We start from the raw sequence: 26,487 nt of genomic DNA on the forward strand, positions 1-26,487 counted from the left end.
AATACTATTACATTTATAAAAATTATAAACATCTGCACATGAAAGCTTTATGGAATAACCAAGTAATTGCTGAAAGCAATGATACCGTTGTTGTTGAAAATAATCACTATTTCCCTAAGGAAAGTGTGAAACCGGAATATTTAAAAGATTCTAATACCCATTCTACTTGTCCGTGGAAAGGTTTGGCATCATATTATACCCTTGAAGTTGATGGTAAGCAAAATCCGGATGCTGCCTGGTATTATCCGGAGCCGAAATCAGCTGCGGCGAACATTAAAGATCATATAGCGTTTTGGAAAGGCGTTAAAGTAACAGAATAACGCTTTGGTATGAAAAAATATGATGCTATTGTTATAGGTGCAGGCCAGGCCGGCGTACCCTTATCGAAAAAATTGGCCGAAGCAGGTAAAAATACTTTGATTGTCGAAAAAAGATTTGTCGGCGGTACCTGTGTAAATGATGGATGTACACCCACCAAAACCTGGGTTGCATCGGCAAAAGCAGCTTATGCGGCAACTCATAATGACTTTTTAGGCGTAAAAGTAAAAGGCTACAAGGTTGACATGGCGCAGGTAAAAAAGCGCAAAGATGATATCGTGCTAAAGTCTCGTAATGGCGGACAAAAAGCGATAGAGGGAACAAAAAATCTTGACCTGGTATTCGGCGAAGCTGCTTTTACAGGAGAAAAGGAATTGCTGATCGAATTAAATGAAGGCGGCACATTAGCGGTAACAGCTGATCTGATATTTATTGATACCGGCGCGAAAACGCTTATCCCGGAAATTGAAGGATTGAACGATATAGAGTACCTAACCTCAACCACCATACTTGATTTGGATTATGTGCCTGAACATTTATTAATTGTCGGCGCAAATTATATCGGTATGGAGTTTGGGCAGATGTTTGGCCGCTTTGGTAGTAAGGTTACCATGCTGGAAAGGGCACCCCGGGTATTGGCTAAAGAAGATGCTGACATAGCAGAAGCTATGCATAAGATATTAACAGATGAGCATATTACTATCCACACTAATTCACAAGCACTAAGCTTTAAGCAAAGCAAAAAAGGCAAAATAAAAGCAAGCGTTTCAGCAAATGGCAAAATAGAAGAAATAAAATGCTCGCATGTATTGATCGCTATTGGTCGTGTTCCGCAAACCGAGGCTTTGAATCTGGATAAAACTGGTGTAAAGGTTAATGAAAAAGGTTTTATAACAGTAAATGATAAGTTGGAAACCAATGTAAAAGGCATTTATGCTTTGGGCGATGTTAAAGGTGGCCCGGCATTTACACACATTGCTTACAACGATTATACTATTGTGTACCGCAATTTATTCGAAGCCACAAATTTTACAATAAAACAAAGGCCGATACCTTATTGCATGTTCACCGATCCGCAATTAGGGAGGATAGGAATCAGCGAAGAAGAAGCTAAAAAGCAAAAACTGAAAGTAAAAATTGCTAAATTGCCTATGGAACACGTTGCCCGTGCTATTGAAGTGGGTGATACCCGAGGCTTTATGAAAGCTGTGGTTGATCCTGGCACCAAGAAGATATTAGGCGCTGCTGTTTTAGGTACAGAGGGTGGGGAAATTATGACCGTATTGCAAATGGCAATGGAAGGTGATATTACTTACGACAGGATTAGATATTGCGTATTTGCGCACCCTACGTATTCCGAATCATTAAATAATTTATTTTTAGGGCTTGAAGATTAGCCAGCGTTTATGATAAAAGTCGAACATCTGAGCAAACACTTCGGGAAGGTAAAGGCGGTAGATGATATTTCTTTTGATGTAAACGAACATGAGAACCTGATCTTATTAGGCACCAGCGGCTGTGGCAAAACCACTACCCTAAAAATGCTGAACCGGCTGATAGAGCCTACGCATGGCAAAATCTTCATCAACAATAAAAATATTCTTAGTGAACAACCCGAAATTTTACGGCGTGGCATTGGTTACGTTTTGCAGAACAACGGGTTGTTCCCGCATTATACAATTGGCGAAAATATTGCCATTGTGCCGCAACTCTTGAAGTGGGATAAAAAGCAAACCGAGCATCGCGTAAGCGAACTGCTGGAAAAACTGCATCTATCAAGAGATTATTTAAATGTTTATCCTAACGAATTAAGCGGTGGACAGCAACAACGTGCTGGTTTGGCAAGGGCATTGATAGCAAATCCGCCGGTTTTGTTGATGGATGAACCTTTTGGCGCGCTGGATAATGTGACAAAGGCGAAGATCCATGCAGAGTTTAAAGCCTTGGATGAACTCAAGAAGAAGACTATCATTATGGTTACTCATGATGTGCAGGAAGCTTTTGAATTAGGCAACCGCATTTGCCTGATGGATATAGGTAAAATTGTACAACAAGGCACACCTGCTGAATTGTTGTTTAAACCAAAAAATAAATTTGTTTCCGATTTTTTGAAGGAACAGCGGTTGCAGTTGGAGTTTAGATCTATTTCGTTGCGGGATATTAAGCAGGAGATAAATGGTTTTGAAGAAGATGAATCTGTTTGGTCGGTAATGGAAAAATTGAAGAGTAGTGGTGATCAACCAAAGGAATTTGAACGGTTGATGTTGGCTTTCTATCAATACAAACAACAGAAATCCCATGAATGACAAACAAACCTTGTGGGATTTTATGCGGGAGCAAAGCGATAAGCTGGCTACCCAAACGCTGGAGCATATCGGGCTAACGTTTATCTCGTTGTTTTTGGCGGTGCTGGTTGGTTTGCCTTTAGGTATACTCATCGCCCGAAAAAGAAAATTATCAGGCTCAGTTTTGGGCATTGCTGGTGTATTGCAAACTATCCCGAGCATCGCTTTGCTTGGTTTTATGATCCCACTATTGGGGATTGGCCCGAAGCCGGCTATTGTGGCTTTGTTGTTGTACGCATTGCTCCCCATTATTCGCAATACCTACACGGGTATTACCGGGGTTGATGCTTCGGTTAAAGAGGCAGCCACAGCAATGGGTATGAGCCAATGGCAAATATTATTTAAGGTTGAACTGCCGCTGGCTATGCCGGTGATATTGGCCGGAATCCGCACTGCTACGGTGATAACAGTTGGCGTGGCTACATTGGCGTCGTACATCGCGGCGGGTGGCTTGGGTGAGTTCATTTTTGGTGGCATCTCGCTTAATAATACCAATATGATATTGGCAGGTGCCATACCTGCCGCTTTACTTGCTATAATATTTGATTTCCTGTTATCGCTGGTACAAAAACTCAATTTTAAAAAAATAAAAAGAGCGGCTTATGCATTGCCGTTGATCATTGTTTTGCTGGCTTGCTTTTACTTTATTCCATCAGCCTATGGTAGTAAACTAACCGCAGGTTTCACTCCTGAATTTATGGGAAGGCAGGACGGTAACCTCGGGTTGCAAAGCAAGTATCATTTAAAGATCCATACCATCGTTATCAGCGATGCGGTGATGTATAAGGCTGCCTTTGAAAAGCAACTCGATGTAATAAGCGGCTACTCAACTGATGGCCGACTTAAAGCCTACAATCTGGTAGTTTTAAAGGATGACAAAGGTATTTTTCCGCCATATTACGCGGCGCCGATTGTGCGTGAGGATGCCCTGAAGCAATTTCCTGATCTTGAAAAAACACTCAACTTGCTGTCCGGAAAAATTAATGATGCTGAAATGACGGAATTAAACTACCGGACTGACTATCTTCATGAAAGCCCGGAGAAGGTAGCTAAAGATTTTTTGGTGTCGAAAAATTTATGGCGACCTGAACGTGGCGGTACTGACGGTGTAGTGCGGATCGGGTCGAAGATATTTGGGGAACAATATATCCTGGCGAATATGTACAGCATGCTGATAAAAGGCTATACTGATTATGATGTAGCTACCAAAACCGGCCTAGGCGGTACAAAAATTTGCTTTGATGCACTAACCAATAACCAGATAGATTTTTACCCTGAATATACCGGTACCGGGCTTTTAGTTATCCTTCAACCGTCACAACAAATCATAAATTCGGTAGAAGGCAGTAAGGAAAAGACCTACAATTACGACAAACAAGAGTTCGAGAACCGTTACCACGTAAAATGGTTAATGCCTATAGGTTTTAACAATTCTTACGCTTTAATGATGCGACAAAAACAAGCCACGGCTTTAAATGTTAAATCAATAACGGATCTTAAAAATTATTTGGATAAAAAATAGAGCCCAATGGAAACAGCAACTGAACAATACACTGATAAATTAAGCCTTGCTGAGCGCTATTTAAAGGTCCGCAAGCATACGGAGCATATTTGCGCGCCGCTGCAAACAGAAGATTATGTGGTACAGCCGGTGGGGGATGTTAGTCCGCCCAAGTGGCATATCGGGCACACTACCTGGTTTTTCGAAACCTTTATCTTAAAGCCATATGCTACCGATTACCAGGAATTTAATCCAGAATACAACTTTGTATTCAATAGTTATTACGAAACCGTAGGCAACCGTGTGATCCGTACTGATAGAGGAAATTTAAGCCGACCAACGGTTATTGATATCATGCGTTACCGCAAATATGTGGATGATGCCATGAATAAGTTTTTGTGCGAAGAACCATCCGATGAAGTAAATGGATTATTGATCCTTGGCTTTAACCACGAGGAACAGCACCAGGAGCTTTTATATACTGATATTAAATATATTTTAGGCCATAACCCATTGTTTCCGGCTTATTCGCATGATTATCATTCGCCAAAGATGAAAGCTATAGATGCACCATTTATCAGCATGGGTGAAGGCATTTATGAGATAGGTTTTGAGGGTGAAGGCTTTTGTTTTGATAATGAATTGAACAGGCACAAAGTTTACCTGAATGCTTATGAGATCAGCCCGAATTTGGTAACTAACGAAGAATACCTGGAATTTATTAAAGCGGGTGGATACAACGATTTCCGTCATTGGCATGCCGAGGGTTGGGATTGGGTTAAAAATAACCATGTACAAGCCCCACTATACTGGCATTTGATACATGGTGAGTGGTATAACTACACCTTTAACGGTTTAGAACCTGTTGAAATGAAACAACCCGTCTGCCACATTAGCTATTTCGAGGCTTACGCCTTTGCGGCCTGGAAAGGTATGCGCTTGCCAACTGAGTTTGAGTGGGAAGCAGCAGCTTCGCATTTTAAATGGGGAAAAAGCTGGGAGTGGACTGAAAGCGCTTACCTGCCGTACCCTGGTTTTTCCAAAGCGCCTGGTGCGATAGGGGAGTATAACGGCAAATTTATGGTGAACCAAAAAGTATTAAGAGGCGCTTCGGAAGTTACATCACCGGGGCATGCACGTGTTACTTACCGCAATTTTTTCCAAACACATTTACGATGGCAATTTACTGGCATAAGGCTTGCTAAGTAATTTCCGTCTCATCAACCTATGAAAAACATGAACACTGCTACTTTACAACATTCGGTAAATAAACCCGAGGATACTACAGCACAATTTTATGCTGATGTGATCGAAGGTTTGCAATCTACACCAAAGCAATTAAGCTCCAAATATTTTTATGACGCCGTGGGCGATAAGCTTTTTCAGGACCTGATGAATTGCGATGAATATTACCCAACCAATTGCGAGCTGGAAATTTTCACTGAACAAACCGCCGAAATTTGCCGGGCTATGATGGGTAATGGTGAGGTTTTCGACCTGATAGAATTAGGTGCCGGCGATGCCATGAAATCAACTTATTTATTAAAGTATTTGTTGGAGCAAAAAGCAAATTTTAGCTATCTGCCGATTGATATATCTGATAATGTGATCAACTATTTAAACATGACTTTGCCGGTAACTTTACCGGGCTTGCAGGTTACAGGATTAAATGGTGATTACTTTGATATGCTGAAAAAAGCGGCTTCGTTATCAAACCGCCGCAAGGTGGTTTTATTCTTAGGATCGAACATTGGGAATATGGCGGTTAGTGATGCGGAAGAGTTCTGTAAGCAGTTACGTAATCACCTTTCAAATGGCGATATGTTGTTGATCGGTATCGACCTGAAAAAAAATCCTAAAACAGTTTTAGCAGCCTACAATGATAAAGAAGGCATCACCAAAAGATTTAATTTGAATTTATTGGATAGAATGAACCGGGAATTAGATGCCGATTTTGATGTAACTAAATTTGAGCATTACCCAATGTATGATCCTGAAACAGGATCATGTAAAAGCTATCTGATCAGTTTAGAAGACCAGCAAGTGAAAGTCCGTGAAGAGACCGTTAGCTTTTGCAAGGATGAATTTATTTACATGGAGATTTCACAAAAATATAACGTGATGCAAACCAACCAAATGGCTACAGGTGCAGGATTTAAACCATTAAACATCTTCTTCGACAGTAAGAAATGGTTTATTGACGCGATTTGGATGGCAGAGTAATCAACCGAATAATCTACAAACAAAAGAGGCGCTTATTAAGCGCCTCTTTTGTTTGTAGATTATTTTATTATTTATCAGTTGATAAAGAATAGGGTGCGTCTGATGCTTTAATACCGCGTGTTTTATTCGGTGATGGTGTCATATCCATATTGATGACAGCACCCTTCATCAGGTCCAGGTGGCTTACCCAGTTCAAATCGTAAGGCTTGCCGTTATAGGTCATGGTATTTACATATTTATTATCCGCGCTATTTTTAGGCGAATTAATGATTAGCTGCTTGCCATCCTCCAAATTAATAGTGACCTTTTTAAATAATGGAGCTCCTAACACATATTGGCCGCTAACCGGGCATACCGGGTAAAAACCAATTGCCGAAAATACATACCAGGCTGATGTCTGCCCGTTATCCTCATCACCGCAATAACCGTCTGGCGTAGCCTTGTACATACGGTTCATAGTTTCGCGTGCCCAGTACTGGGTCTTCCATGGCTCACCGGCATAACCATACAAATAGATCATGTGCTGGATCGGCTGGTTACCATGCGCGTACTGCCCCATATCAGCGATCTGCATTTCGCGGATCTCGTGGATGGTAAAGCCATAATAACTATCGTCAAATACCGGTGGCAGGGTAAATACCGAATCCAGTTTGGCTACAAAGTTCTTCTTGCCTCCCATCATATCGATCAGCCCCTGCACATCCTGAAAGACACCCCAGGTATAGTGCCAGCTGTTGCCTTCGGTAAAAGCATCGCCCCATTTAAATGGATTGAAAGGCGTTTCCCATGAGCCATCCTTATTTTTACCACGCATTAAGCGGATGCTTGGATCAAATAAGTTTTTATAATTCATCGCGCGCTTTTTATAGATGTCGATCTCTGAAGCAGGTTTGCCAAGGGCTTTACCTAAAGTATAGATGGAAAAGTCATCATAAGCATATTCTAAAGTACGGGCAGCATTCTCGTGGATGTTCACATCATAAGGCACATAACCTAAAGTATTATAATAATCTACACCGATACGCCCGGTTGCGTTCGGCCCGGTATTGTTGGCGCCATGGATCAGCGCCTTGTATAAGGTTTCGATATCATAACCGCGAAGGCCTTTTACATAAGATTCAGCAACGACTGATGCGGAGTTATTACCCACCATACAATCGGCGTAGCCGGGGCTCGACCATTCCGGCAACCAGCCGCCTTCTTTGTAATCGTTGACCAGGCCCTGTTGCATTTCTTTGTTGATGCCCGGGTAAACCAGGTTCAGGAAAGGATATAACGCCCTGAAGGTATCCCAAAAGCCGGTGCCTGCAAACAGGTAACCCGGCATAATTTTGCCATTGTAAACACTGTAGTGAACCGTTTCGCCTTTTGCGTTGATCTCGTACATCCGGTTAGGGAAGAATAGCATGCGGTAAAGACAAGAATAAAAAGTACGCAGTTGGTCGATCGTTCCGCCTTCTACCTGCACATGGTTCAATGTTTTGTTCCACACTGCTTTTGCTTTTGCTTTGGTTACCTCAAACTGATCGTTACCGATCTCGCGCTGCAGGTTAAGTTCAGCCTGCCCGATGCTGATGAAAGAGGAAGCTACTCGCATATGTACCTTTTCACCTTCGGCCGTGCTAAAGGTGATGATGGCGCCTGCATGGTTGCCTTTGTATTCCAGGGAATGTTTATCGGTTAAAGTATCGTGCCAGGTGGTAGCGGTAAAATCCTTATCAATATAGATCACAAAATAATCCTTAAAGTTCTCCGGTACGGCATCGCTGTTTTTGGTGCTGTAGCCGATGATCTCATGCTTTTCGGGAATGATCTTTACATATGATCCTTTGTCAAAGGCATCGATCAGGATATGGGAGCTGTCGCCTTTAGGGAATGTAAAACGGAAATTTGCAGCACGCTCTGTCGGTGCGATTTCAGTAGTAACATCATAATCAGCCAGGAAAACGCTGTAATAGTATGGTTTGGCAATCTCGGCTTTATGCGAGAACCAGCTCGCGCGTTTATCTTCATTAATGATCACATTACCGGTTTCAGGAAATACGGAGAACATTCCGTAATCATTCATCCAGGGTGAGGGCTGGTGGGTTTGTTTAAAGCCGCGGATCTTATCGGCGTAATAAGTGTACTGCCAGCCGTCGCCCATCTTGCCGGTCTGCGGAGTCCAGAAGTTCATGCCCCAGGGCACCGCTACTGCCGGGTAGGTATTGCCGTTCGACATGATCGGCTTAGAGGCCGTACCCATCAACGGGTTGATGTATTCAACAAGGTCCTGTTGTTTAGGCGTTTGGGCGAATGTGAATAACGGGAAAAGAGATACAATAATAATCAGGGATCTTTTCATTAGAATGAATTGTTACGAATAATGAGTAGAGAGTTAAAAAGTATAAAAGTAAACTATATTCATTTAGTCCTTATTATCAGGTCGATAATTTGCTAAATCGTTTCGCAATTTATCACTTGTAGCCCATATATGCCAATATTGAATAAAACTTTTACATGTCACTCAAAAATGACTTCAAAATATGCTTGCAAATTCTAAATTAACATACTTGCGTCATTTGAAATGATTGCTATTTGATAAAATATACCAATTGGTATATTTGTAAGCTTTTTCGAAATGGAAAGAAAACTAAGATTAAACACATATGAAAATATACCAATTGGTATAATAATATTATGAGCCCTGTAAAAAGACAAATCCTGCTGGTCACCGTAATAGCCGCTGCCATTATGGAACTGATTGATACTTCAATAGTAAACGTTGCGCTTAATTATATGAGCGGTAATTTAGGAGCAACGCTCGAGGATACATCCTGGGTGATCACCTCATACGCCATTGCCAATGTAATCATCATTCCCATGACCAGCTTTTTGGCAAATAATCTTGGTCGGCGTAATTATTATATCGGATCGATCATCCTGTTTACTGTTTGTTCGTTTATGTGTGGTAATGCCACCAATATTTGGGAGCTGGTGGGTTTTCGTTTTTTACAAGGTTTAGGAGGTGGCGCCTTATTATCTGTATCGGCAACGGTTGTTTATGAATTGTTCCCAAAAGAAAAACAGGCCACAGCAAGCGCCTTATTTGGCATCGGTATTTTTATTGGGCCGACTATTGGTCCAACATTAGGCGGTTATATTACCGAGAATTATTCATGGCCTTGGATATTTTATATAAACGTGCCTATTGGAATAGCCGCGGCAGTATCCTGTATGTTCTTTCTTTATGAGCCTGTTAAACAAAAAATAAGAGAGATAGACTGGCTGGGTATTATGCTGCTGATCGTCGGTATCGGCTCGCTACAAGTCGTACTCGAACGCGGCCAAACTGATGACTGGTTCTCGGCAGGATATATTACTTTTTTAACCGTACTGGCAACAATATCGCTAACCACTTTTATCATCTGGGAGCTACATACTAAAAACCCCGTAGTTAACCTTCATATATTACGGTTCAGGTCATTGAGTATTGCAGCGGTATTAACCTTTATAACTGGGATGGGTATGTATACATCTATCTACCTAACCCCGGTTGTTGCGCAACGCTTGCTGGGTTTTACTCCTACACAATCTGGTTTATTATTATTGCCCGGATCAATTGTAGCGGTTTTGGCATTAATTATTACCGGTAAATTGCTACAAAAAGGTGTATCGCCGGCATTGATCGTTTTATTTGGATTTATCTGTTTTATCTATTTTAACTGGTCAATGTCGAGGATCAATTTACAATCTCCGGCTATTGATATTACTTTGAATTTAATTTTCAGGGCGATAGGCATGGCTTTATTAACCGTTCCCCTGGGTACGCTTGCCGTATCCTCGCTGGAAGCTAAAGACATGCCGCAGGGAACAGCATTAAATAATATGATGAGGCAGTTAGGTGGCTCATTCGGTATCTCCATCATCAATACCTATGTAGCCAGGAGAATTGCTTCGCACCGGATGGACCTGATCACACATATTACTTCGGATAACCCAATTTCAATAGCTCGTATCAGTAGTTATACCCAGTTGTTTCAGCAAAAGGGTTTTGGCTTGCTGGATGCTAAGCAAAAGGCCATGCAGCTAATTGAATTAATTGTTATTAAACAATCCTCATTCTCCAGTTACCTGGATGGTTATTTCCTGATTGGCTCATTTTTCGCAATCGTGTTACCACTCTTGCTATTTGTTGCTAAACGTGATAAGACAAAGAAAATGGTGATACCATCATCCGACCATTAATTATACAATTGCTTTTTAAACTGGTTAGGGCTAATGCCAACTTCTTTTTTAAATAATCTGGAGAAATAAGGTAAATTCTCAAAACCCAAGGTATATGCTATTTCGGATACGCTTTGATCGGCTACCATCAGCAGGTTTTTTGCTTCGGATATCAGGTAGATGTGGATGAGTTCGAGCGCGGTTTTACCGGTTTCTTTTTTTAGCAGATCGCTTAAGTAGCGCGATGAAAGGTTAAGCTGCTCCGCCATATAATTTACGGTTGGCAAGCCTTTGGACAAGCCCCCGTTTGAAAAATAGGCTGATAGTAATTTATTAAATTTAGATACGGTTTTGCCCAATAATTCGGTGCGGTTAATAAACTGCCTGTTATAAAAACGCTGAGAATATTTTAATATCGAATCAATATGCGTTAGCATAATATCCCGGCTATATTCATCAGGGTTACTGTTGTATTCCGTTTGTATTTTGTGGAATAAGTCCCATACGATTTCTTCTTCTTTGGGCGATAAATGCAGTGCTTCATTAGACTCATAATCAAAGAAACCATATTTCTTTATCTCGCTATGCAGGATATGCCCGTTCAAAAAGTCCTCATGAACAAAAATCAGGAAACCATCTTCCTCCAACTCCAGGTTCCTGAATTCAATTACCTGTCTCGGTTTAAAAAACGACATCGAACCATTATCATGATCGTATTTGGTGCGACCATACATTACCGCACCCGATATTAATTTTTTAAAACCGATCATGTAAAAATCAGTAGTGAACTCGCGCTCTCCAATTGAGCAGGAGTTCTTGCATTGAATCAGGGTGATCTGCGGATGCTCAGGTGCGGGCAACCCGTTAAATTTATGTAATTCGGCAATACTGGCTAAGTGTTTCATGCTGCTGTAAATTAAACAAACCTACGCCGAAATCGGCATAGGTTTGTCATTACAAAATAGAAATTTAATTAGTGGCCGTGCGCAGCTGTTGCTACGTCGCTCCATTGTTCCCATTCGGCTAAACGGCTTGCATACACTTGTTTAACCCAGGGTTCTGCCGCTTTGCCCAGGAATAACCTTAGCGGCGGGTTTTCGCTGTCAACCAATTTTAAAACTGCAGGGGTTGTAGCCCCTGGGTCGCCGAATGCATCATTGGTAAGGCCAGCCTGGAAAGCCGCTTTAACATCCGCATAAGCTTCAATAGGTTCTGTTTGTGCTGATGACGCGCCTGCCCAATCGGTTGAAAAGCCATTAGGCTCTATCAATGAAACTTTAATACCGAAGCCTGCAACTTCGCTTGCCAAAGTCTCGCTCAAACCCTCAACGGCAAATTTTGACGCATTGTACAAACCCAATACCGGCAACGTAGCCACACCCAATACACTTGATACCTGGATGATGTGGCCATGGCCTTGCTCGCGCATAATTGGCAATACCGCTTGGGTGATCCATAACAAACCGAACACATTGGTTTCAATTTGCTGGCGGGCTTGTGCTTCGGTCGTTTCTTCAATCGCGCCAAATAAACCAAACCCTGCATTGTTGATCAGCACATCAATGCTGCCGAAAGTTTCTTTTGCTTTTTTTACCGCGGCAAAACCTGCTGCACGATCGTTTACATCTAACTGTATCGGTAAAATGGCATCGCCATAAGTAGCTACCAGGTCATTTAAGTCGTTTAGATTCCTTGCAGTTGCCGCAACTTTGTCGCCGCGTTTTAAAAATGCTTCTGCCCATATTTTCCCGAATCCGCGGGAAGCTCCTGTAATAAAAAATGTTTTTGACATTGCTTTGTTGTTTTAATGTTGATACAAAACTATGGGCAATATCATGGGCCGATTTATACAGAAGTGGGAAAGAATGATACGTTTTGTATAACGGGTTTTAGAATGGTAATTGGAGTGTCATAAGCAGTTAATTATTCTCTTTCTTCCTCAGCCATAACACCTTCTACCTGGTTAAAATTGCTTTTTACAAAGTGGCACCAGTCGCATTCTTTTTTGCCGCAGCCTGTATTAAAGTCGTGCGCCATTATTTTTTGGTAAACGGTTGTGATCTGTTCGGTTACCGTATCGGTATCCTCGGTTGTTATGAATAATTTTTCTTTGCGGTAATCTCCATCTTTTTCAGGCTCGACAAAATCAAACACAGTGCTCACGACCTGCCAGTCGTTTGTGCGGTCGTTGTCAATTAATATCTTGTAGAAAACCGCCTGGCGCCAATAATCGCCACCGTTCAAATCTTCGTTTGTTGGGCGGGCGAATTTCTTTATGGCGTTTTTATATTTACCGGTCTTATAATCTACAACGGTTACATTTTTACCTTCAAATTCAATTTTATCCAGGTTGCCTTTGATCGGCACGCCCTGTATCTCAATATTTTTAATGGCGCGTTCGGTAACCGCTATTTTGTTCCATTGCGATATATTTAGCTCATAGTAGGCCGGCAATATCTTTTCGCCATAGGCTAAGCGCAGCTTAAATTCTTCCTTGGTGAATGAGTCGCGGTTGCGGTACATATACCAGCGGAATTCCTTCATAAACTCTTCTGTCGGCGGGAATTGCTCGTCCCATTCCTTCAGCTTTTTAAAGGTGCGGTTAAGCGCCCAGTGAACGGCCTGCCCAAAAGTTGCCGACGGGCTTTTACCCGATGGTACCCTGATCAAGCACTGGAAGTAAAACCGCAGCGGGCAATCCAGATAATTATTCAGGTGTGTTACGGATAAGGTATAATTCTGCAAAAGCTGGTTTATGTAATTTGTATCTAATAACTCAACCCTTGGTTTATCATCAATAGTGAATTGCGTGGCGTAAAAGCCGATCATATCATCTTCTTTTACCTGCGGATATTCTACCTGCAAATGTGTATCAGCTAAAATCTCTCCTACAAATTGTGAAGCTTCCTGGTCTTTACCATTTTTATCAGTGCTTGAGTAGGAGATCATGAGGCATTGTTTTGCCCTCGTAAGCGCTACGTAGAATAACCTGCGCGATTCTTCTTTTTGGGCGATATCATCACCCTTGCTTTGGGTTAGGGTGTCAGGATAACTAAAGCCGGTATTCCTGCCTTTTGCATCCCAGGTTTTTTTATCACAGCCGATAAAGAATACATGCTCATATTCCAATCCCTTGGAACCGTGAGCGGTTAAAAAGTTAATGCCTTTTTCAGAAAATATCATCTGGTTTAAGCTCAAACGGATATTGTTTTTTTTCATCAGTTCGATGGTCAATATCAGGTCGCTGAGTTTGATCTCGGGGTTTTTGCGGCTCTCATCCTTCAGGAAATCAAAGAAGCTGGTAAGCATTTGCATATAAGTGCCTTTATCCTGCTGATGCATAATGTATCGCAGGATACCCATTTTGCCAATCACCTGCTGAAAGAATTGTTGCAGGGTGATACTTACAGAATCCTTAAGCAGTAATTCAATATTATTGATGAGGTACTTCATCTCCACATTTTGCACGCTATCAAACAAGCCGGGCTGTGCCGGCGTGCGCATGTCATTTATATATCGGCGTAATGATGTTTTAGGCTGATTATTAGTATAAATCGCGTAGTTTTCTTTCGCTACCGCGATGCTTGCCTTGGCAATTTCTATAGGGGCAATATTGAAGAAATCATAATGCATGATCTCGAACAGCAGTTCATCGCCGCTATAAGGCGAGTCCATTTCCATAGCGAGATAACGCAAAATGGTGATGATCTTCTCGCCGAAAGGCTGCTCTAAAACATCGATCTTCCGTTTGGTATTAACTGCTATCTTTTCTACATCCAGATATTGCAGTAATTCTTCAACCTGGCTGTGATTTCGATAAATGACCGCGATCTCGTTTGGCGGCGTGCCTTTATCGATCAGCTTTTTGATCTGCATGGCAACATCAACTACCTCCTTGCCGGGATTTTCATATTCGCGGATAACAGGCTCAACGGCCAATTCCCCGAATCGTGGATGTGATGCCCGCAAATCCTTATCCAGTTGCAGCTGACTTGTTAAACGCTCATTATTATTGCTGATAAGCGCTTTGGAAATATCCAAAATTTGCTGATTTGAACGATAGTTATGTTTAAGTACCACGGTATGCAACGCGGCTACATAATCATTCGCGAAATCAAGGATATTCTTCATGTTCGCGCCCTGGAATTTGAAGATAGACTGGTCATCGTCGCCAACCACAAACACATTGGGTGTTTCCCAATAATTCAACAGGAACTTTAGCAACTCATTTTGTGAGCCGCTGGTATCCTGGAACTCGTCCACCAAAATATACTGGTAACGCTCCTGGTATTTGCGCAGGATCTCATCATTCTCGCGAAAAGCCTTCAGCACCCAGATGATCATGTCGTCATAATCATACCAGTTTTTGGCAGCCATCTTTGCGGCGTAGTTTTTATACTCGCTTACGGCAGCCAGCAGTTTTTGCATGGTATCAATTTCCTTGTCGATCTCCTTTTGTTTAGGATCGCCAATTTTTATACCCGCTTTGGCGTTGGCTCTTTTGTAGGCGTATTCTTCGCGATTAGGCAGATCTTCAAGATATTCTTTTACGGCCGAATTGATCAATTCTTCGTTCCAGCCTTCATTTTTCATGGTAGAGAAAAGGCGTTTTAATCTGGGCGCGTCATAATAAGTATCGCCGGTAAAACGCTTCAATAAATGATCATTCGGGAATTCATCCACCAATTCGCGGAAAAGCATAGCGCCATCCAGTTCGGATAATGGCTCTAAATTCAGCTTACCAAAATATTCCAGGTTTTCCTGAATGATCTCGTTACAAAAAGCGTGGAAAGTATAAATATTCACCCTATACGCATCCGGCCCAATAAAATCAAATAAACGCTTGCGCATGGCAATAGCGCCGGCATCTGTATAAGTTAAACAAAGTATTTCATTTGGCGAAGCATCAGTATCAGTCAAAATTTTACCTATACGTGCAGCAAGAATTTGCGTTTTGCCCGTACCTGGCCCGGCAACAACCAGCACCGGCCCATCCATTTTATTAACCGCGGCCAATTGTTCAGGGTTAAGGTTGGCTAATGCCTGCTGGAATTTTTCGTTGTATTTGGTGATGGATGGTTGCATATAGTTGGAATAATGGAATAGGTCCTAATTTAATGATAAAGAATAAGCAGGAGGATATAACTACTTTTTCTTTTTTAATTTATTCAACTCAGTTATATCGCTTAAATCTCTTTGCCGACCGCTAACCTGTTTATTCTTGATCAAGTCATCCAGGCTAATATAGCTTATTGGCAATCCATCAATGTCAATAATTAGTTTATTTGGATAGGCTTCTCCAAACTCAATACCGTCTATTTCATTTAAAATATCAATTCGCAAAGGCGGATAGCCAATTTGTGTAATTATTCCTTTTTGTAAAAAATCGATTGTTTCTAAGCCTAATGATCCAAGACCAAATTCCTTAATAACTTCGATCATCTTCTGCGCATTTTCTTCAGATATATCAATCCAGATATCCAAATCTCCGGTATGTCTTGGTATTCCATGGAAGGCTAACGCATAACCGCCAATTATCATATAATTAACGTTGTATTTGTTCAGTAAGAAAACAAAATCTTCAAAATCTTTATCAAGGGTCATGGATGAAGCTTTCTTTTTATAACAACTGATTTATCAAGACGTTGCCCCGGGGTTAGGCTATGTGACCGTAATTGAGTTAAAGCGGCAATACGTTCCTGTGGCGATTTAGAAAGCCAATAAAGCAAATCCTCATACCCCTCGTCAATTTCCTTAAGTACAGCTTTTCTAACTACGGGAACAATTTTCATATTCAAATTTACTATAAATTCCCTTAATTTTCATGTGCCAGCTTTACAATATCCAATACTTCCAAAACATGCTTATCATAACCTATTAATGTACTATTGATCATCGCCTGGCCTAATTCAGCCAAAGTACTTACCGTCTTCGGCAAGAATTTGCGCAGGAACGGATATAACCAGATAAAATATTTGTAATAAGGCAATGTGTTTTTTAATCCCTTGGTCGGTTTCATACCACCCGGCCTGAAATTGTAGACCGACTTAAACGGCAGCGTTAATAGATCATTCTCAGTTTTGCCTTTTACACGCGCCCACATGAATCCTCCTTTTTCGGTGCTATCGGTACCGGCGCCGGATATGTAGCAAAAATCCATATCGGCATTTTGCTTAATTAGTGTTTCGGCAAAATGCATAGTAAGGGTATAGGTAAGCTTATAATATTCCAGTTCCTTGATGCCGACCGATGATACTCCCAAACAAAAATAACAGGCATCATAGCCAGCCAATTGATCCGCAATCGGCGACAAATCATAAAAATCAGCATGAATAATTTCCTTCAATTTGGGATGGCTATGTCCCGATGGTTTACGGTTCGCGATCAGCACCTGCTCAATTTGCGGATTGAGTAAACACTCATGCATTACGCCTTCGCCTACCATGCCGGTTGCACCGGTTACGATCACTTTTATTTTCTTATTCATGATGTTATAAGCTTATGCCGTCGCCGGTTTTAAATTGCTCATTAATAGTAACTGATAACTTACCGCTTGGTTTTAAACGCTGGGTAATCACCTTTACTGCTGAATGTTGCAAGTAATCTGTCATTTGGTACGCAAGTAATAAGGCACCTGCTTTTTCAATACCTGGCAAACCTGCAATGGTATAAGCATTAGCAAAAACGCTTATCACAGTATTCTTTTGTTGAGCAAGGTGGGTAATAAATAGTTTTACATCGGCACTGTAATCCAATTTGCTTGCCGGGCGCTTGCGGGTATCATTTATGCTGATAAAAACCTGGTCGTATTGTTTTAAAAACTGTTCAAGGCTGGCAATATTTGCCGGTGATTCATTTTTACTGATCATAAAGATCCGGCTGTTGGCATACCAATGGCAAAGGTCTTGCTGAAATACAGTCGGTTGTTCAACGCCAATGCTAACAACTGCTGTTCGGGCTAAAGGGTTAAGCTGTAATGCTTGTGCATTACCTTTCAAAAGAGTTATGGAAGCATCACTTAGCTGGGTAACCAGTTCCTTTTCAGATGGACGGTTTAAATCCTGAACCAAATCTTTTACAGATGTTTCGTAATAATTATTCAAGCCAGCCCAATATTTGGCATCTAAAATTTTCTTAACCCTTGCATCAAATTCCTCACTTGATATTTCATCCCGACGAATAGCCCTTCTTATCTTCTGAATGGCTAAAGCTGAGTTTGGCGATAATTCCAAAATATCATTCCCTGCCAAAAACGCCCGTACATCGGCATCCCCGTTAGGGAAATATTTAACAACGCCTTTCATTTCCATCGCGTCAGAAACGATCAATCCTTTAAAACCCAGCGAATCTTTTAAAATACCGGTTACTATTTTGCGCGATAGTGTTGATGGCAGATGTTTGGTGGTATCCAATGCCGGGATATCCATATGCGCTATCATCACACCGCTTATCCCGGCCTTTATCGCTTCGCGGAAAGGATACTCTTCTAAGGTATCTAAACGTTCGCGGGTAAAAGGTAACAGCGGAAGATCAAGATGTGAATCCACATTGGTATCGCCATGGCCGGGAAAATGTTTAGCAGTTACCAGCAACCCTTCGGATTGCATACCGGTAAAATAAGCGATCCCTTTTGCAGCGACATTATATTTATTATCACCGAAGGAGCGATAGCCAATTATAGGATTATTCGGATTATTATTGATATCCATATCCGGCCCGAAATTCATTTGCATACCCATCCGTTTAAAATCATAGGCCACCATTTGGCCCATTTTATAGATAAGTGTATTATCACGAATTGCGCCTAAAGTCATTTGATAAGGATAGGAAATGGTAGAATCCAGCCGCATGCCCAATCCCCACTCGCCATCCTGGGCGATGATCAGCGGGATAGGTGAAAGTTTTTGATAACGGTTGATGAGTTCTGCCTGCCTAACCGGCCCGCCCTGGAAAAACACCAACCCGCCCACCTGTTCACTTTTAATTACACCTGCAACAGAATCTTCATAAGCCTTACCCAAATTGGTATGCGCCCTTACAAAAAAAAGTTGCGCCACTTTTTGGCGGCGGCTCATTTTACGGAATACGGAATCGACCCAGTGGTTTTGATCATTTAATGATTGTACATAGCTTTCCTTTTGAGCAAATGCGCTTAAAGCAATAAAATTTAGGGCTGATAATGTAGCGAAAAGGAAGATTTTCCGGGTAATGGTCATAGTTCAAATGTAGGTAAAACCATGCGCTGTGGCATGATTTTAGTTTCTGCTTCTAAAAAAATCAACACCAAAATAAACCTTTGGTTTAAAAATTACTCTATACATTATAATTAAAACATTTTAACATGAAAAAAATCCTTTTACTATTAGCTATAGGCCTCATGTTTGCAGGTTCTGTTAGCGCGCAGCAATACTATTATGGCCCACGCAGAGTGGTAGTGGTTAAGCACCGCAGGCCGGTTGACAGGCACGACGATTTTTATCGCGTGAGAGTAGGTGTTACCGGTGGTTTAAACCTGGCCAATACCGTAACCGGTTATGATAACCAGGTGAACACCGGTACCATTGCGGGTTTTAATGCAGGTTTGTTTTTAGATGTGCCGTTGATCTATCCATTGTCTTTTGAGCCTGAAGTTTTGTATTCTCAAAAAGGCTACAGTGCAAGCACTCCTGATGGACACTTTACATCCCGCGAAAATTTTATCGATGTGCCATTGTTAGCTAAATTTCATTTAGCGCCGGGCTTTAACTTTTTAATTGGCCCGCAATTGTCATTCTTAACTAACACAACCAACACTTACAGCAGCGGCTTTACAGTTACTGCGCAAAACCACGACAATAACAATAACGGCAACAATACTTTTGTTGATGGTGTTATTGGTGTGAGTTTTGATTTGAATCAGAATGTTGAATTACGTGCACGTTACACTATTGACTTTAACCAGGGTGATGGTTATGGCGACTCTTATGTGCCTGAATACAGAAATCAGGTATTTCAGATTGGTTTAGGCATAAAATTTGACTAATTATAATTAGTCAATCTTTAATAAAGTAATACTATTGGAGATTAGAGGGTAGGGTTTTAAATTAAGGGCTTGTGATGTTGTGTTTGAGTTGATGATTGCCTTTGATGAATAACCCGATCTCTAATCTCCAATTTTTTTATTAGGGATTACTACGTTCAAATTCCCCTCACTACGCTTAGATAACTCTTTGCTGACCTTGTCCAGCGCTTTCTTTTTCTTTTGATCCTTTGTTTTTTTCGCTTTAGCGGCTTTAGCCTTTAGCAGGTACGTTTCGGTATTAGTACTGGCATAGTATTTACAAAACCACGTTAACGGGCAGATATCGCATTTGGGGCTTCGGGCTATACAGATGTATCTACCATGTAAAATTAACCAATGGTGTGCGATGGCTAAAGTATCTTTGGGTAGATATTCTACTAATTGCTTTTCAACAGCTAATGGGGTTTTGGCATTGGTAGTTAACCCAATTCTATTCGCTACGCGGAATACATGTGTATCTACAGCTATGGCAGGCGCATCATAAACTACTGAAGCAATTACATTAGCGGTTTTTCGGCCCACGCCGGGCATTTTTTGCAGCTGGTCTATATCCGATGGTACCTCGTTATGGAAAACATCAACCAGTATTTTAGCCATTCCTACCAGGTGCTTGGCTTTATTGTTTGGATAGCTTACGCTGCGGATATAGGTAAAAACTTCTTCCGGTGTTGATGCTGATAAACTCTCGGGCGTTGGGAAACGCTCGAACAGGGCAGGGGTTACCTGGTTGATGCGCTTATCCGTACATTGTGCCGACAGGATCACCGCTATGAGTAGCTGAAACGGACTGCCGTAATGCAGTTCGGTAACGGCATTGGGCTGGTTTTTCGAAAAATAATCTACAAAATGGCGGTAGCGTTCTTGCTTTAGCATGGGCGATAAATGTGTGCCGTCGAAAATAAATAAAAAAAAGAAGCCCGGTATAATTTATACCAGGCTTTTAGTCTTTTGCCGATCCGTAATTAACTACGTAAGCTCTTTGAATAGTCGAGAATGTGATGAATTGTCTGCAACTTTGGTTTTTTTCTTAAAAGATCCAAATCTGCACGGATAGAATGATAAAAGATCAAATCATCCGCATCTGTAATTTCATGTACATCCTTGTCTTTCACTTGTGCGTTGTTAATGACCGGGCTAAATGTTTTTGTAAAGGTTTCACCCATAAGCTTGTTTATTGTTAAAGTACAAATACTAAACGCAAGCTAATAAGTAATATTTTATAACTGTGAAAAAATTTTCATGAAAATTTCATGAAATTAGTTTTTCAAGCTCAACTCTTTACCCTGCATCATTTTACGCAGGTTATTTAAGGCATACCGCATGCGGCCAAGTGCGGTATTAATGCTCACATCAGTAATATCAGCTATCTCTTTAAAGGATAGATCGCCAAAATGGCGCATGATTAAAACCTCTTTTTGTTCGGAAGGCAACAGCTGGATCAGGGCTTTCAGGTCCTTGTGCGTTTGCTCACGAACCAGGCGGTCCTCGGCGCTTTCATCATAATTGCCTAATACCTCAAAAATATCAAAGTCGTCGCCATTGCTAACCATTGGCGCACGCTTTTCGCGGCGGAAATGGTCGATCACTAAATTGTGCGCTATACGGGTAACCCAGGGAAGGAATTTACCTTCCTCGTTATATTTCCCGGCTTTTAAAGTGTTGATTACTTTGATAAAGGTATCCTGAAAAATATCCTCGGCGAGGTATTCATCTTTTACCAGTAAATAAATTGAGGTGTAAATTTTAGATTGGTATCGGCGTATTAATTCCACTAATCCGGCCTCTTCGCCGGTAATATATAGATGGATTAAATCCTGATCACTTTGCAATTGAAAATCCATAGAAAACCTTTACTTTAAACTTAATTAAAAGATATATTTTTTGTTAAAGTAGAGTTTAATCTATATAGGGTCTCCTTTTTGTTACATCAAATAAAGTAAAAAAACCGGAAAAAACCAAATAATTAAGCCATTTTAACACTTTAACATTTTTTAACATTTGACTGATTTAAGGTGTTAAAGTTTAATGGGTTAGGCTAATAAAGGCAGTGTAAAGATTAGTTTGAGAAATAATGTTTCCTGTAATATCGTGCGATCCTTTTTGCCCTGATATAGTTACGCAGGCCGTGTATCATGGTAGGATTATCTGTTTTGCCTGTAGTAGTGATGTTGAGGTACATCTCCGTTCCGTCAAAAAGTATGGTTACTATTTTGCCCCAAAAAGGGCGACCGTTAGGTTTAAAGCTCCGCATCATTATTTCGTTATCGACCTTGAAATCTTTAACCGTTAAAAACTCATTTATGGCAAAACGGATAACTGTTTTATTTTCATCAATTGTTTTGCCCGGGATTTTTACGAGCGAATAATTGAGGATCGCGTTTGACAGCATCCAGGTGTTAAATAATATTATAAGAATCACTACCCCTGTAGACGCTGTTCTGCCAAAGAGTAAAGGTTGTAAAGAGATAAAAATAAATAACGAAAACATGAGCCAGTTTACTGCCTCACAAAAAACGCGGACAGGTGTTATTTTATAGATGAGCCTATGTTTTTGTATGCTTTTTTCGTAATTAATTTGGGGGCTGAAATCTTCGGTTACCGGGTTATCCATGGTCTGTTTTACGGCTCTAAGTTAATTGTTTAGGTTAATTAATCAACCCAAAATCATATTCCCATTTATTAGTGGCACGCATTTGGAAACGGCTAATAATTTTAGGATTTTTGCGTTTTGGAAAGGTTCGTGGTTTTATAGCCCATTTGCGCATTGTCGGAACAGACTTTGCTATGAACTATCAGCCACTAACCATGAACTAATATTTGAATGATCAAAGAAGCAGAAAAAGATCCGCAGAAGCATATTATAATTAAGGGAACACGTGTACACAACCTGAAAAACCTGGATGTGGCCATACCTAAAAATAAGCTGGTAGTGGTTACGGGCATGTCGGGTTCGGGTAAATCATCATTGGCTTTTGATACCCTGTACGCCGAAGGGCAGCGCAGGTATGTAGAAAGCCTGTCGTCATACGCGCGCCAGTTTTTGGGTCGTATGAACAAGCCGGATGTGGATTACATTAAAGGCATAGCCCCTGCTATCGCTATTGAGCAAAAGGTGATTACTTCCAACCCGCGTTCAACGGTTGGTACTTCGACCGAGATATATGATTATTTAAAACTGCTTTTTTCGCGCATAGGTAAAACACTGTCGCCAATATCCGGCAATCTGGTGAAGAAGGATTCGGTTACCGATGTGATCAACTTCATCATGACCTTGCCGAATGATACCCAGGTTACCATACTTTGCCCGCTTTACCCGCACAATAACCGCAGCTTAAAAGAAGAGCTGGCCGTATTGATGCAAAAAGGGTTTGTAAGGGTTGAGTACCTGCAAAAGCTATCGCGTATTGAAGCCTTGCTGGAAGATATGAGCATTGTTGATGATGGGCAATGGCTGAAAGATGAGGTTAAAGGTGAAAAGGCAACTAACGAAAGCGCGACATCGGCCCATCAAGCCGTTCGGATCGTTATCGACCGTATCATTAAAAACGAAGAAGATGAAACTTACAGCCGTTTAGCCGACTCGATACAAACTGCATTTTTTGAAGGCAAGGGTGATTGCTACGTGCGTTACCAGGAGCCGGATGCTGAACAAGAAACAGAACGCTTTTTTTGCGACAGGTTTGAATTAGATGGGATAAAATTTGAAGAGCCCTCACCTAATTTCTTCAGCTTTAATAACCCTTACGGTGCTTGTAAGCGTTGCGAAGGTTATGGCAAAGTGATCGGTATTGATGAGGACCTGGTTATCCCTGATAAAAGCAAAAGTGTATATGAAGGCGCGATTGCCCCATGGCGCGGCGAAAAAATGCGCGAGTGGAATGATAAGCTAATCAGCGTTGCTTTAAAGTTTGATTTCCCGATCCATCGCCAATATAACCAGCTCACTCAAAAGGAGCAAAGGCTGTTATGGGCCGGCAATAAATATTTTCGGGGCCTGGATGAGTTTTTCAAGGAAATGGAGGCGCAGACCTACAAGATCCAATACCGGGTGATGCTGTCGCGCTACCGTGGTAAAACTACTTGTCCGGAATGTAAGGGCAGCCGTTTACGCATGGATGCATCTTATGTAAAGATCGATGGCAAATCAATCACCGACGTGGTATTGATGGCTTTGGATAAAGCTTTAGAATTTTTTAGCAACCTACAGTTAAATGAAACAGATGCCAAAGTAGGCAAACGCCTGCTGATGGAAATAACCAACCGACTGTCGTTTTTAAATGATGTTGGCTTGAGTTATTTAACACTGAATAGATTGTCGAATACACTTTCAGGCGGTGAGTCGCAGCGTATCAATTTGGCTACTTCGTTGGGCAGTAGTTTGGTTGGGTCGATATATGTTTTGGATGAGCCAAGCATCGGTTTGCATCCACGCGATACACAACGTTTGATCACGGTATTGAAATCGCTGCGTGATGTAGGAAATACCGTACTGGTTGTTGAGCACGAGGAAGAGATCATGAAGGCTGCCGATCATATCATTGATATCGGCCCTGCGGCTGGTACACATGGTGGTGAGTTGATCTTCTCGGGTACTTATAATGAAATTATTAAGGATGATAACAGCCTTACCGGGCGTTATTTGAGCGGCAAGGAAGAAATTGCTATACCTGATCATCGCCGTAAATGGCATGATCATATCGACATAAAAGGTGCCCGCGAAAATAACCTGCAACATGTAGATGCGAAATTCCCGTTAGGCGTTTTGACCGTGGTTACCGGTGTATCAGGCTCGGGTAAAACCAGTTTGGTTAAGCGGATATTGGCACCTGCATTGCAAAAAACGCTGGGCAATTATTCAGGCGAGCAAACCGGATCATACGATGCGATTGAAGGTGATTACGCGAAGATAGAACAGGTTGAACTGGTGGATCAAAACCCGATCGGCCGTTCATCCCGATCAAACCCGGTTACTTATGTTAAGGCCTGGGACGAGATCAGGAATTTATTTGCGGCACAGCCCGCATCTAAGGCCGCAGGGTTAAAGCCATCGGCATTTTCCTTTAATGTAGAGGGTGGCCGTTGCGATGTTTGCCAGGGCGAGGGTGAAGTGAAGATTGAGATGCAGTTTATGGCTGATATCTTTTTAACCTGCGAAACCTGCGGTGGCAAGCGTTTTAAACAACATATTTTGGACATTACTTACAATGAAAAGAATGTGTCTGAAGTGTTGGGCATGACCATAGATGAAGCTTTGGAATTCTTTAAGAAAGAGCCGAAGATCATCGCCAAAATAAAACCGTTGGTTGACGTTGGTTTGGGCTATGTGCAGTTGGGGCAATCATCAAATACCTTATCAGGCGGCGAGGCACAGCGTATCAAGCTGGCATCTTTCCTAGTTAAAGGGAATAATACGCATAAAACATTGTTCATTTTTGATGAACCCACCACGGGTTTGCATTTCGAGGATATCAAAAAGCTGCTGAAGTCGTTTGACGCATTGCTTGATCATGGCAATACCATCATCGTAATAGAGCATAACATGGACGTGATCAAATGTGCCGACTGGGTGATAGACATTGGCCCTGAAGGTGGCGACAGAGGCGGTAAAGTAGTATTTGAAGGCTTGCCTGAGAATTTGATCAAGGTAAAAGATTCCTATACAGGTGCGTTCTTAAAAGAACGGTTTGAGGCTGTTAAATAACCTCCTTATCGTTTTGGTCGGAGGAAGAAATTTATCTCTTGAGCGGTAGCGAAAAATCTTCTACGATTTACATAGCCGCTTTGGTGGGGGCAGACAATCTTTCCCTGCAGTCGAGATGACAAGTGAAATAAAAAGCCCCTTGCGTTGTGCAAGAGGCTTTCCTAATCTCTAAACTTCAGTCACTGATATCTATTTTAGTGTCAGGCTTGTTTTGCCCATGGTGTAACCATCAGCATAAAGCAATATGGTGTAAGTTCCTTTTTGGAAAGCTGAAGGGTTCATCCAATCAACTATATAATTGCTGCCATCGTCTTTAAAGTCGATAGACGTTTTGTAGGTGTATTGCAGGCTGGTACCGTCAGCAGTAAAAGTTCCGGAATCACCTTCAGTGATCAGGTTGCCGGTTGGGTCTATCACACGGATATAAATATCATGACTGCCTTTTGGCGCAACAGCATTGCTTGCTACCGTAAAGCTGATCTTGATTTTTTTAGCAGGTGATGAGCGGCTCACTTCAACTTCTTTACCGCTGTTTTTTACTTTAAAAGCAGCTACTTCTACCGTTGCAACCTTAAGCGCCGAAGCTATTTGCACCTTGTTACTTAAATCGTGGTTTTGCTTGGTGAGGGTATCAGCCTTGGTTTTTACAACGGCAAGGTTAGTTTTTAAAGTATCGCGCTCAACTTTTAGTGAGGCATTAGATTTTTGTAATGAATCGATCTGCGCGGTATAGTTGGTTACAAAATAACGCAGTTGTTTTACGTTTTCCTGTGCCTGTGCCAACTCTTCTTTAGTTAACGTGCCTTTTGCCAGTTCGCTTCTTAATACTCTTATTTTGTTTTGTAATGAATCATTTTTAGCCTGCATTTCGGCAGACATTTTGGTTTTGCCGGCATTAACCTGCTCTACCTGCGATTCAAGGCTATCTAACTCATTTTGCAATTTCTGTTTCTCATCACCCTGGCTTACCACTATCACATCTGATTTGTTTTTTTGCAGATACAGGTAAACATCGGTACCTAATAAAGCCACTACAACAACAATTAGAAAGTAAATTACATTTGAATTTTTTTTAGGTGTTTGCCCAGATTGGTTTTCCATAGTAATCGGTTTTTGTTAAAAATAATATCAA

22 protein-coding genes are annotated in these 26,487 nt (G+C 41.4%); 9 read left to right on the top strand and 13 right to left on the bottom strand.

Annotation, left to right across the window (positions count from 1 at the left end; genetic code table 11):
- Window positions 1–38 precede the first annotated feature (38 nt).
- The 6 genes from ACYZ0U_RS04920 to egtD are packed head-to-tail and all read left to right on the top strand — an operon-like array spanning window position 39 to window position 6,387.
- Entirely contained in the window at window positions 39–320 is a 282-nt protein-coding gene (locus ACYZ0U_RS04920) for a DUF427 domain-containing protein (protein WP_461450430.1), read from the top strand.
- Between the two features lie 9 nt (window positions 321–329).
- Window positions 330–1,715 (top strand): mercuric reductase, encoded by a 1,386-nt coding sequence (locus ACYZ0U_RS04925; RefSeq protein WP_461450432.1) that lies wholly within the window; start codon window positions 330–332, stop codon window positions 1,713–1,715.
- A gap of 9 nt (window positions 1,716–1,724) precedes the next feature.
- Window positions 1,725–2,624: an ABC transporter ATP-binding protein gene (locus ACYZ0U_RS04930; RefSeq protein WP_461450434.1), complete on the top strand. Its 900-nt coding sequence runs from the start codon at window positions 1,725–1,727 to the stop codon at window positions 2,622–2,624.
- Window positions 2,617–4,185 (top strand): ABC transporter permease/substrate-binding protein, encoded by a 1,569-nt coding sequence (locus tag ACYZ0U_RS04935; RefSeq protein ID WP_461450436.1) that lies wholly within the window; start codon window positions 2,617–2,619, stop codon window positions 4,183–4,185. Before ACYZ0U_RS04930 ends, ACYZ0U_RS04935 begins: the two co-directional genes overlap by 8 nt.
- A 6-nt stretch (window positions 4,186–4,191) precedes the next feature.
- Window positions 4,192–5,373: an ergothioneine biosynthesis protein EgtB gene (gene egtB / locus ACYZ0U_RS04940; RefSeq protein WP_461450438.1), complete on the top strand. Its 1,182-nt coding sequence runs from the start codon at window positions 4,192–4,194 to the stop codon at window positions 5,371–5,373.
- A gap of 18 nt (window positions 5,374–5,391) precedes the next feature.
- Window positions 5,392–6,387 (top strand): L-histidine N(alpha)-methyltransferase, encoded by a 996-nt coding sequence (gene egtD, locus ACYZ0U_RS04945; RefSeq protein WP_461450440.1) that lies wholly within the window; start codon window positions 5,392–5,394, stop codon window positions 6,385–6,387.
- A gap of 67 nt (window positions 6,388–6,454) precedes the next feature.
- Here egtD and ACYZ0U_RS04950 read toward each other — a convergent pair whose 3' ends face one another.
- Complete coding sequence (locus ACYZ0U_RS04950) at window positions 6,455–8,731, bottom strand: GH92 family glycosyl hydrolase (protein ID WP_461450442.1); 2,277 nt, start codon at window positions 8,729–8,731, stop codon at window positions 6,455–6,457.
- A gap of 335 nt (window positions 8,732–9,066) precedes the next feature.
- Here ACYZ0U_RS04950 and ACYZ0U_RS04955 point away from each other — a divergent pair, with 335 nt between their 5' ends.
- Window positions 9,067–10,614 carry a DHA2 family efflux MFS transporter permease subunit gene (locus tag ACYZ0U_RS04955; RefSeq protein WP_461450444.1) on the top strand — a complete coding sequence of 516 codons (1,548 nt, stop codon included), beginning with the start codon at window positions 9,067–9,069 and terminating at the stop codon, window positions 10,612–10,614.
- Here ACYZ0U_RS04955 and ACYZ0U_RS04960 read toward each other — a convergent pair.
- From ACYZ0U_RS04960 to ACYZ0U_RS04990, 7 genes are all read right to left on the bottom strand, one after another.
- Window positions 10,611–11,498 (bottom strand): helix-turn-helix domain-containing protein, encoded by an 888-nt coding sequence (locus ACYZ0U_RS04960; protein ID WP_461450446.1) that lies wholly within the window; start codon window positions 11,496–11,498, stop codon window positions 10,611–10,613. The two genes, ACYZ0U_RS04955 and ACYZ0U_RS04960, sit on opposite strands and share 4 nt — an antisense overlap.
- A gap of 68 nt (window positions 11,499–11,566) precedes the next feature.
- Entirely contained in the window at window positions 11,567–12,385 is an 819-nt protein-coding gene (locus ACYZ0U_RS04965) for an SDR family NAD(P)-dependent oxidoreductase (RefSeq protein WP_461450448.1), read from the bottom strand.
- A gap of 131 nt (window positions 12,386–12,516) precedes the next feature.
- Window positions 12,517–15,678, bottom strand: a complete 3,162-nt coding sequence (locus ACYZ0U_RS04970; protein WP_461450450.1) for an ATP-dependent helicase — start codon at window positions 15,676–15,678, stop codon at window positions 12,517–12,519.
- A 60-nt stretch (window positions 15,679–15,738) separates the two neighbouring features.
- Window positions 15,739–16,197, bottom strand: coding sequence for a DUF6036 family nucleotidyltransferase (locus ACYZ0U_RS04975; protein ID WP_461450452.1), 459 nt, complete (start codon window positions 16,195–16,197; stop codon window positions 15,739–15,741).
- Complete coding sequence (locus tag ACYZ0U_RS04980) at window positions 16,194–16,385, bottom strand: hypothetical protein (RefSeq protein ID WP_461450455.1); 192 nt, start codon at window positions 16,383–16,385, stop codon at window positions 16,194–16,196. Before ACYZ0U_RS04980 ends, ACYZ0U_RS04975 begins: the two co-directional genes overlap by 4 nt.
- A 23-nt stretch (window positions 16,386–16,408) precedes the next feature.
- The gene (locus tag ACYZ0U_RS04985) at window positions 16,409–17,080 is read right to left on the bottom strand and encodes an NAD-dependent epimerase/dehydratase family protein (protein WP_461450457.1); all 672 of its coding nucleotides are present in this window, start codon (window positions 17,078–17,080) and stop codon (window positions 16,409–16,411) included.
- A 4-nt stretch (window positions 17,081–17,084) separates the two neighbouring features.
- Window positions 17,085–18,809 carry a glycoside hydrolase family 3 protein gene (locus ACYZ0U_RS04990; protein WP_461450459.1) on the bottom strand — a complete coding sequence of 575 codons (1,725 nt, stop codon included), beginning with the start codon at window positions 18,807–18,809 and terminating at the stop codon, window positions 17,085–17,087.
- Between the two features lie 125 nt (window positions 18,810–18,934).
- Between ACYZ0U_RS04990 and ACYZ0U_RS04995 the strand changes: the two genes are divergently transcribed.
- Window positions 18,935–19,615 (top strand): porin family protein, encoded by a 681-nt coding sequence (locus tag ACYZ0U_RS04995; protein WP_461450461.1) that lies wholly within the window; start codon window positions 18,935–18,937, stop codon window positions 19,613–19,615.
- A 120-nt stretch (window positions 19,616–19,735) separates the two neighbouring features.
- Here the strand turns inward: ACYZ0U_RS04995 and nth are convergent, their stop codons facing one another.
- From nth to ACYZ0U_RS05015, 4 genes are all read right to left on the bottom strand, one after another.
- Window positions 19,736–20,527 (bottom strand): endonuclease III, encoded by a 792-nt coding sequence (nth, locus tag ACYZ0U_RS05000; protein WP_461450463.1) that lies wholly within the window; start codon window positions 20,525–20,527, stop codon window positions 19,736–19,738.
- A gap of 89 nt (window positions 20,528–20,616) precedes the next feature.
- Window positions 20,617–20,817 carry a hypothetical protein gene (locus ACYZ0U_RS05005; RefSeq protein WP_461450465.1) on the bottom strand — a complete coding sequence of 67 codons (201 nt, stop codon included), beginning with the start codon at window positions 20,815–20,817 and terminating at the stop codon, window positions 20,617–20,619.
- A gap of 93 nt (window positions 20,818–20,910) precedes the next feature.
- Entirely contained in the window at window positions 20,911–21,495 is a 585-nt protein-coding gene (locus ACYZ0U_RS05010; protein ID WP_461450467.1) for an RNA polymerase sigma factor, read from the bottom strand.
- Between the two features lie 215 nt (window positions 21,496–21,710).
- Window positions 21,711–22,265, bottom strand: coding sequence for a hypothetical protein (locus ACYZ0U_RS05015; protein WP_461450469.1), 555 nt, complete (start codon window positions 22,263–22,265; stop codon window positions 21,711–21,713).
- A 210-nt stretch (window positions 22,266–22,475) separates the two neighbouring features.
- Between ACYZ0U_RS05015 and uvrA the strand changes: the two genes are divergently transcribed.
- The gene (gene uvrA / locus ACYZ0U_RS05020) at window positions 22,476–25,355 is read left to right on the top strand and encodes an excinuclease ABC subunit UvrA (RefSeq protein WP_461450471.1); all 2,880 of its coding nucleotides are present in this window, start codon (window positions 22,476–22,478) and stop codon (window positions 25,353–25,355) included.
- 189 nt (window positions 25,356–25,544) lie between these two features.
- Here uvrA and ACYZ0U_RS05025 read toward each other — a convergent pair whose 3' ends face one another.
- A complete protein-coding gene (locus ACYZ0U_RS05025) occupies window positions 25,545–26,456 on the bottom strand; it encodes a hypothetical protein (protein ID WP_461450473.1) in 912 nt (303 codons plus the stop codon).
- Between the last annotated feature and the right edge of the window lie 31 nt (window positions 26,457–26,487).

Origin of the sequence: Mucilaginibacter sp. (assembly GCF_965225845.1) — a bacterium.
Lineage (GTDB): Bacteria > Bacteroidota > Bacteroidia > Sphingobacteriales > Sphingobacteriaceae > Mucilaginibacter.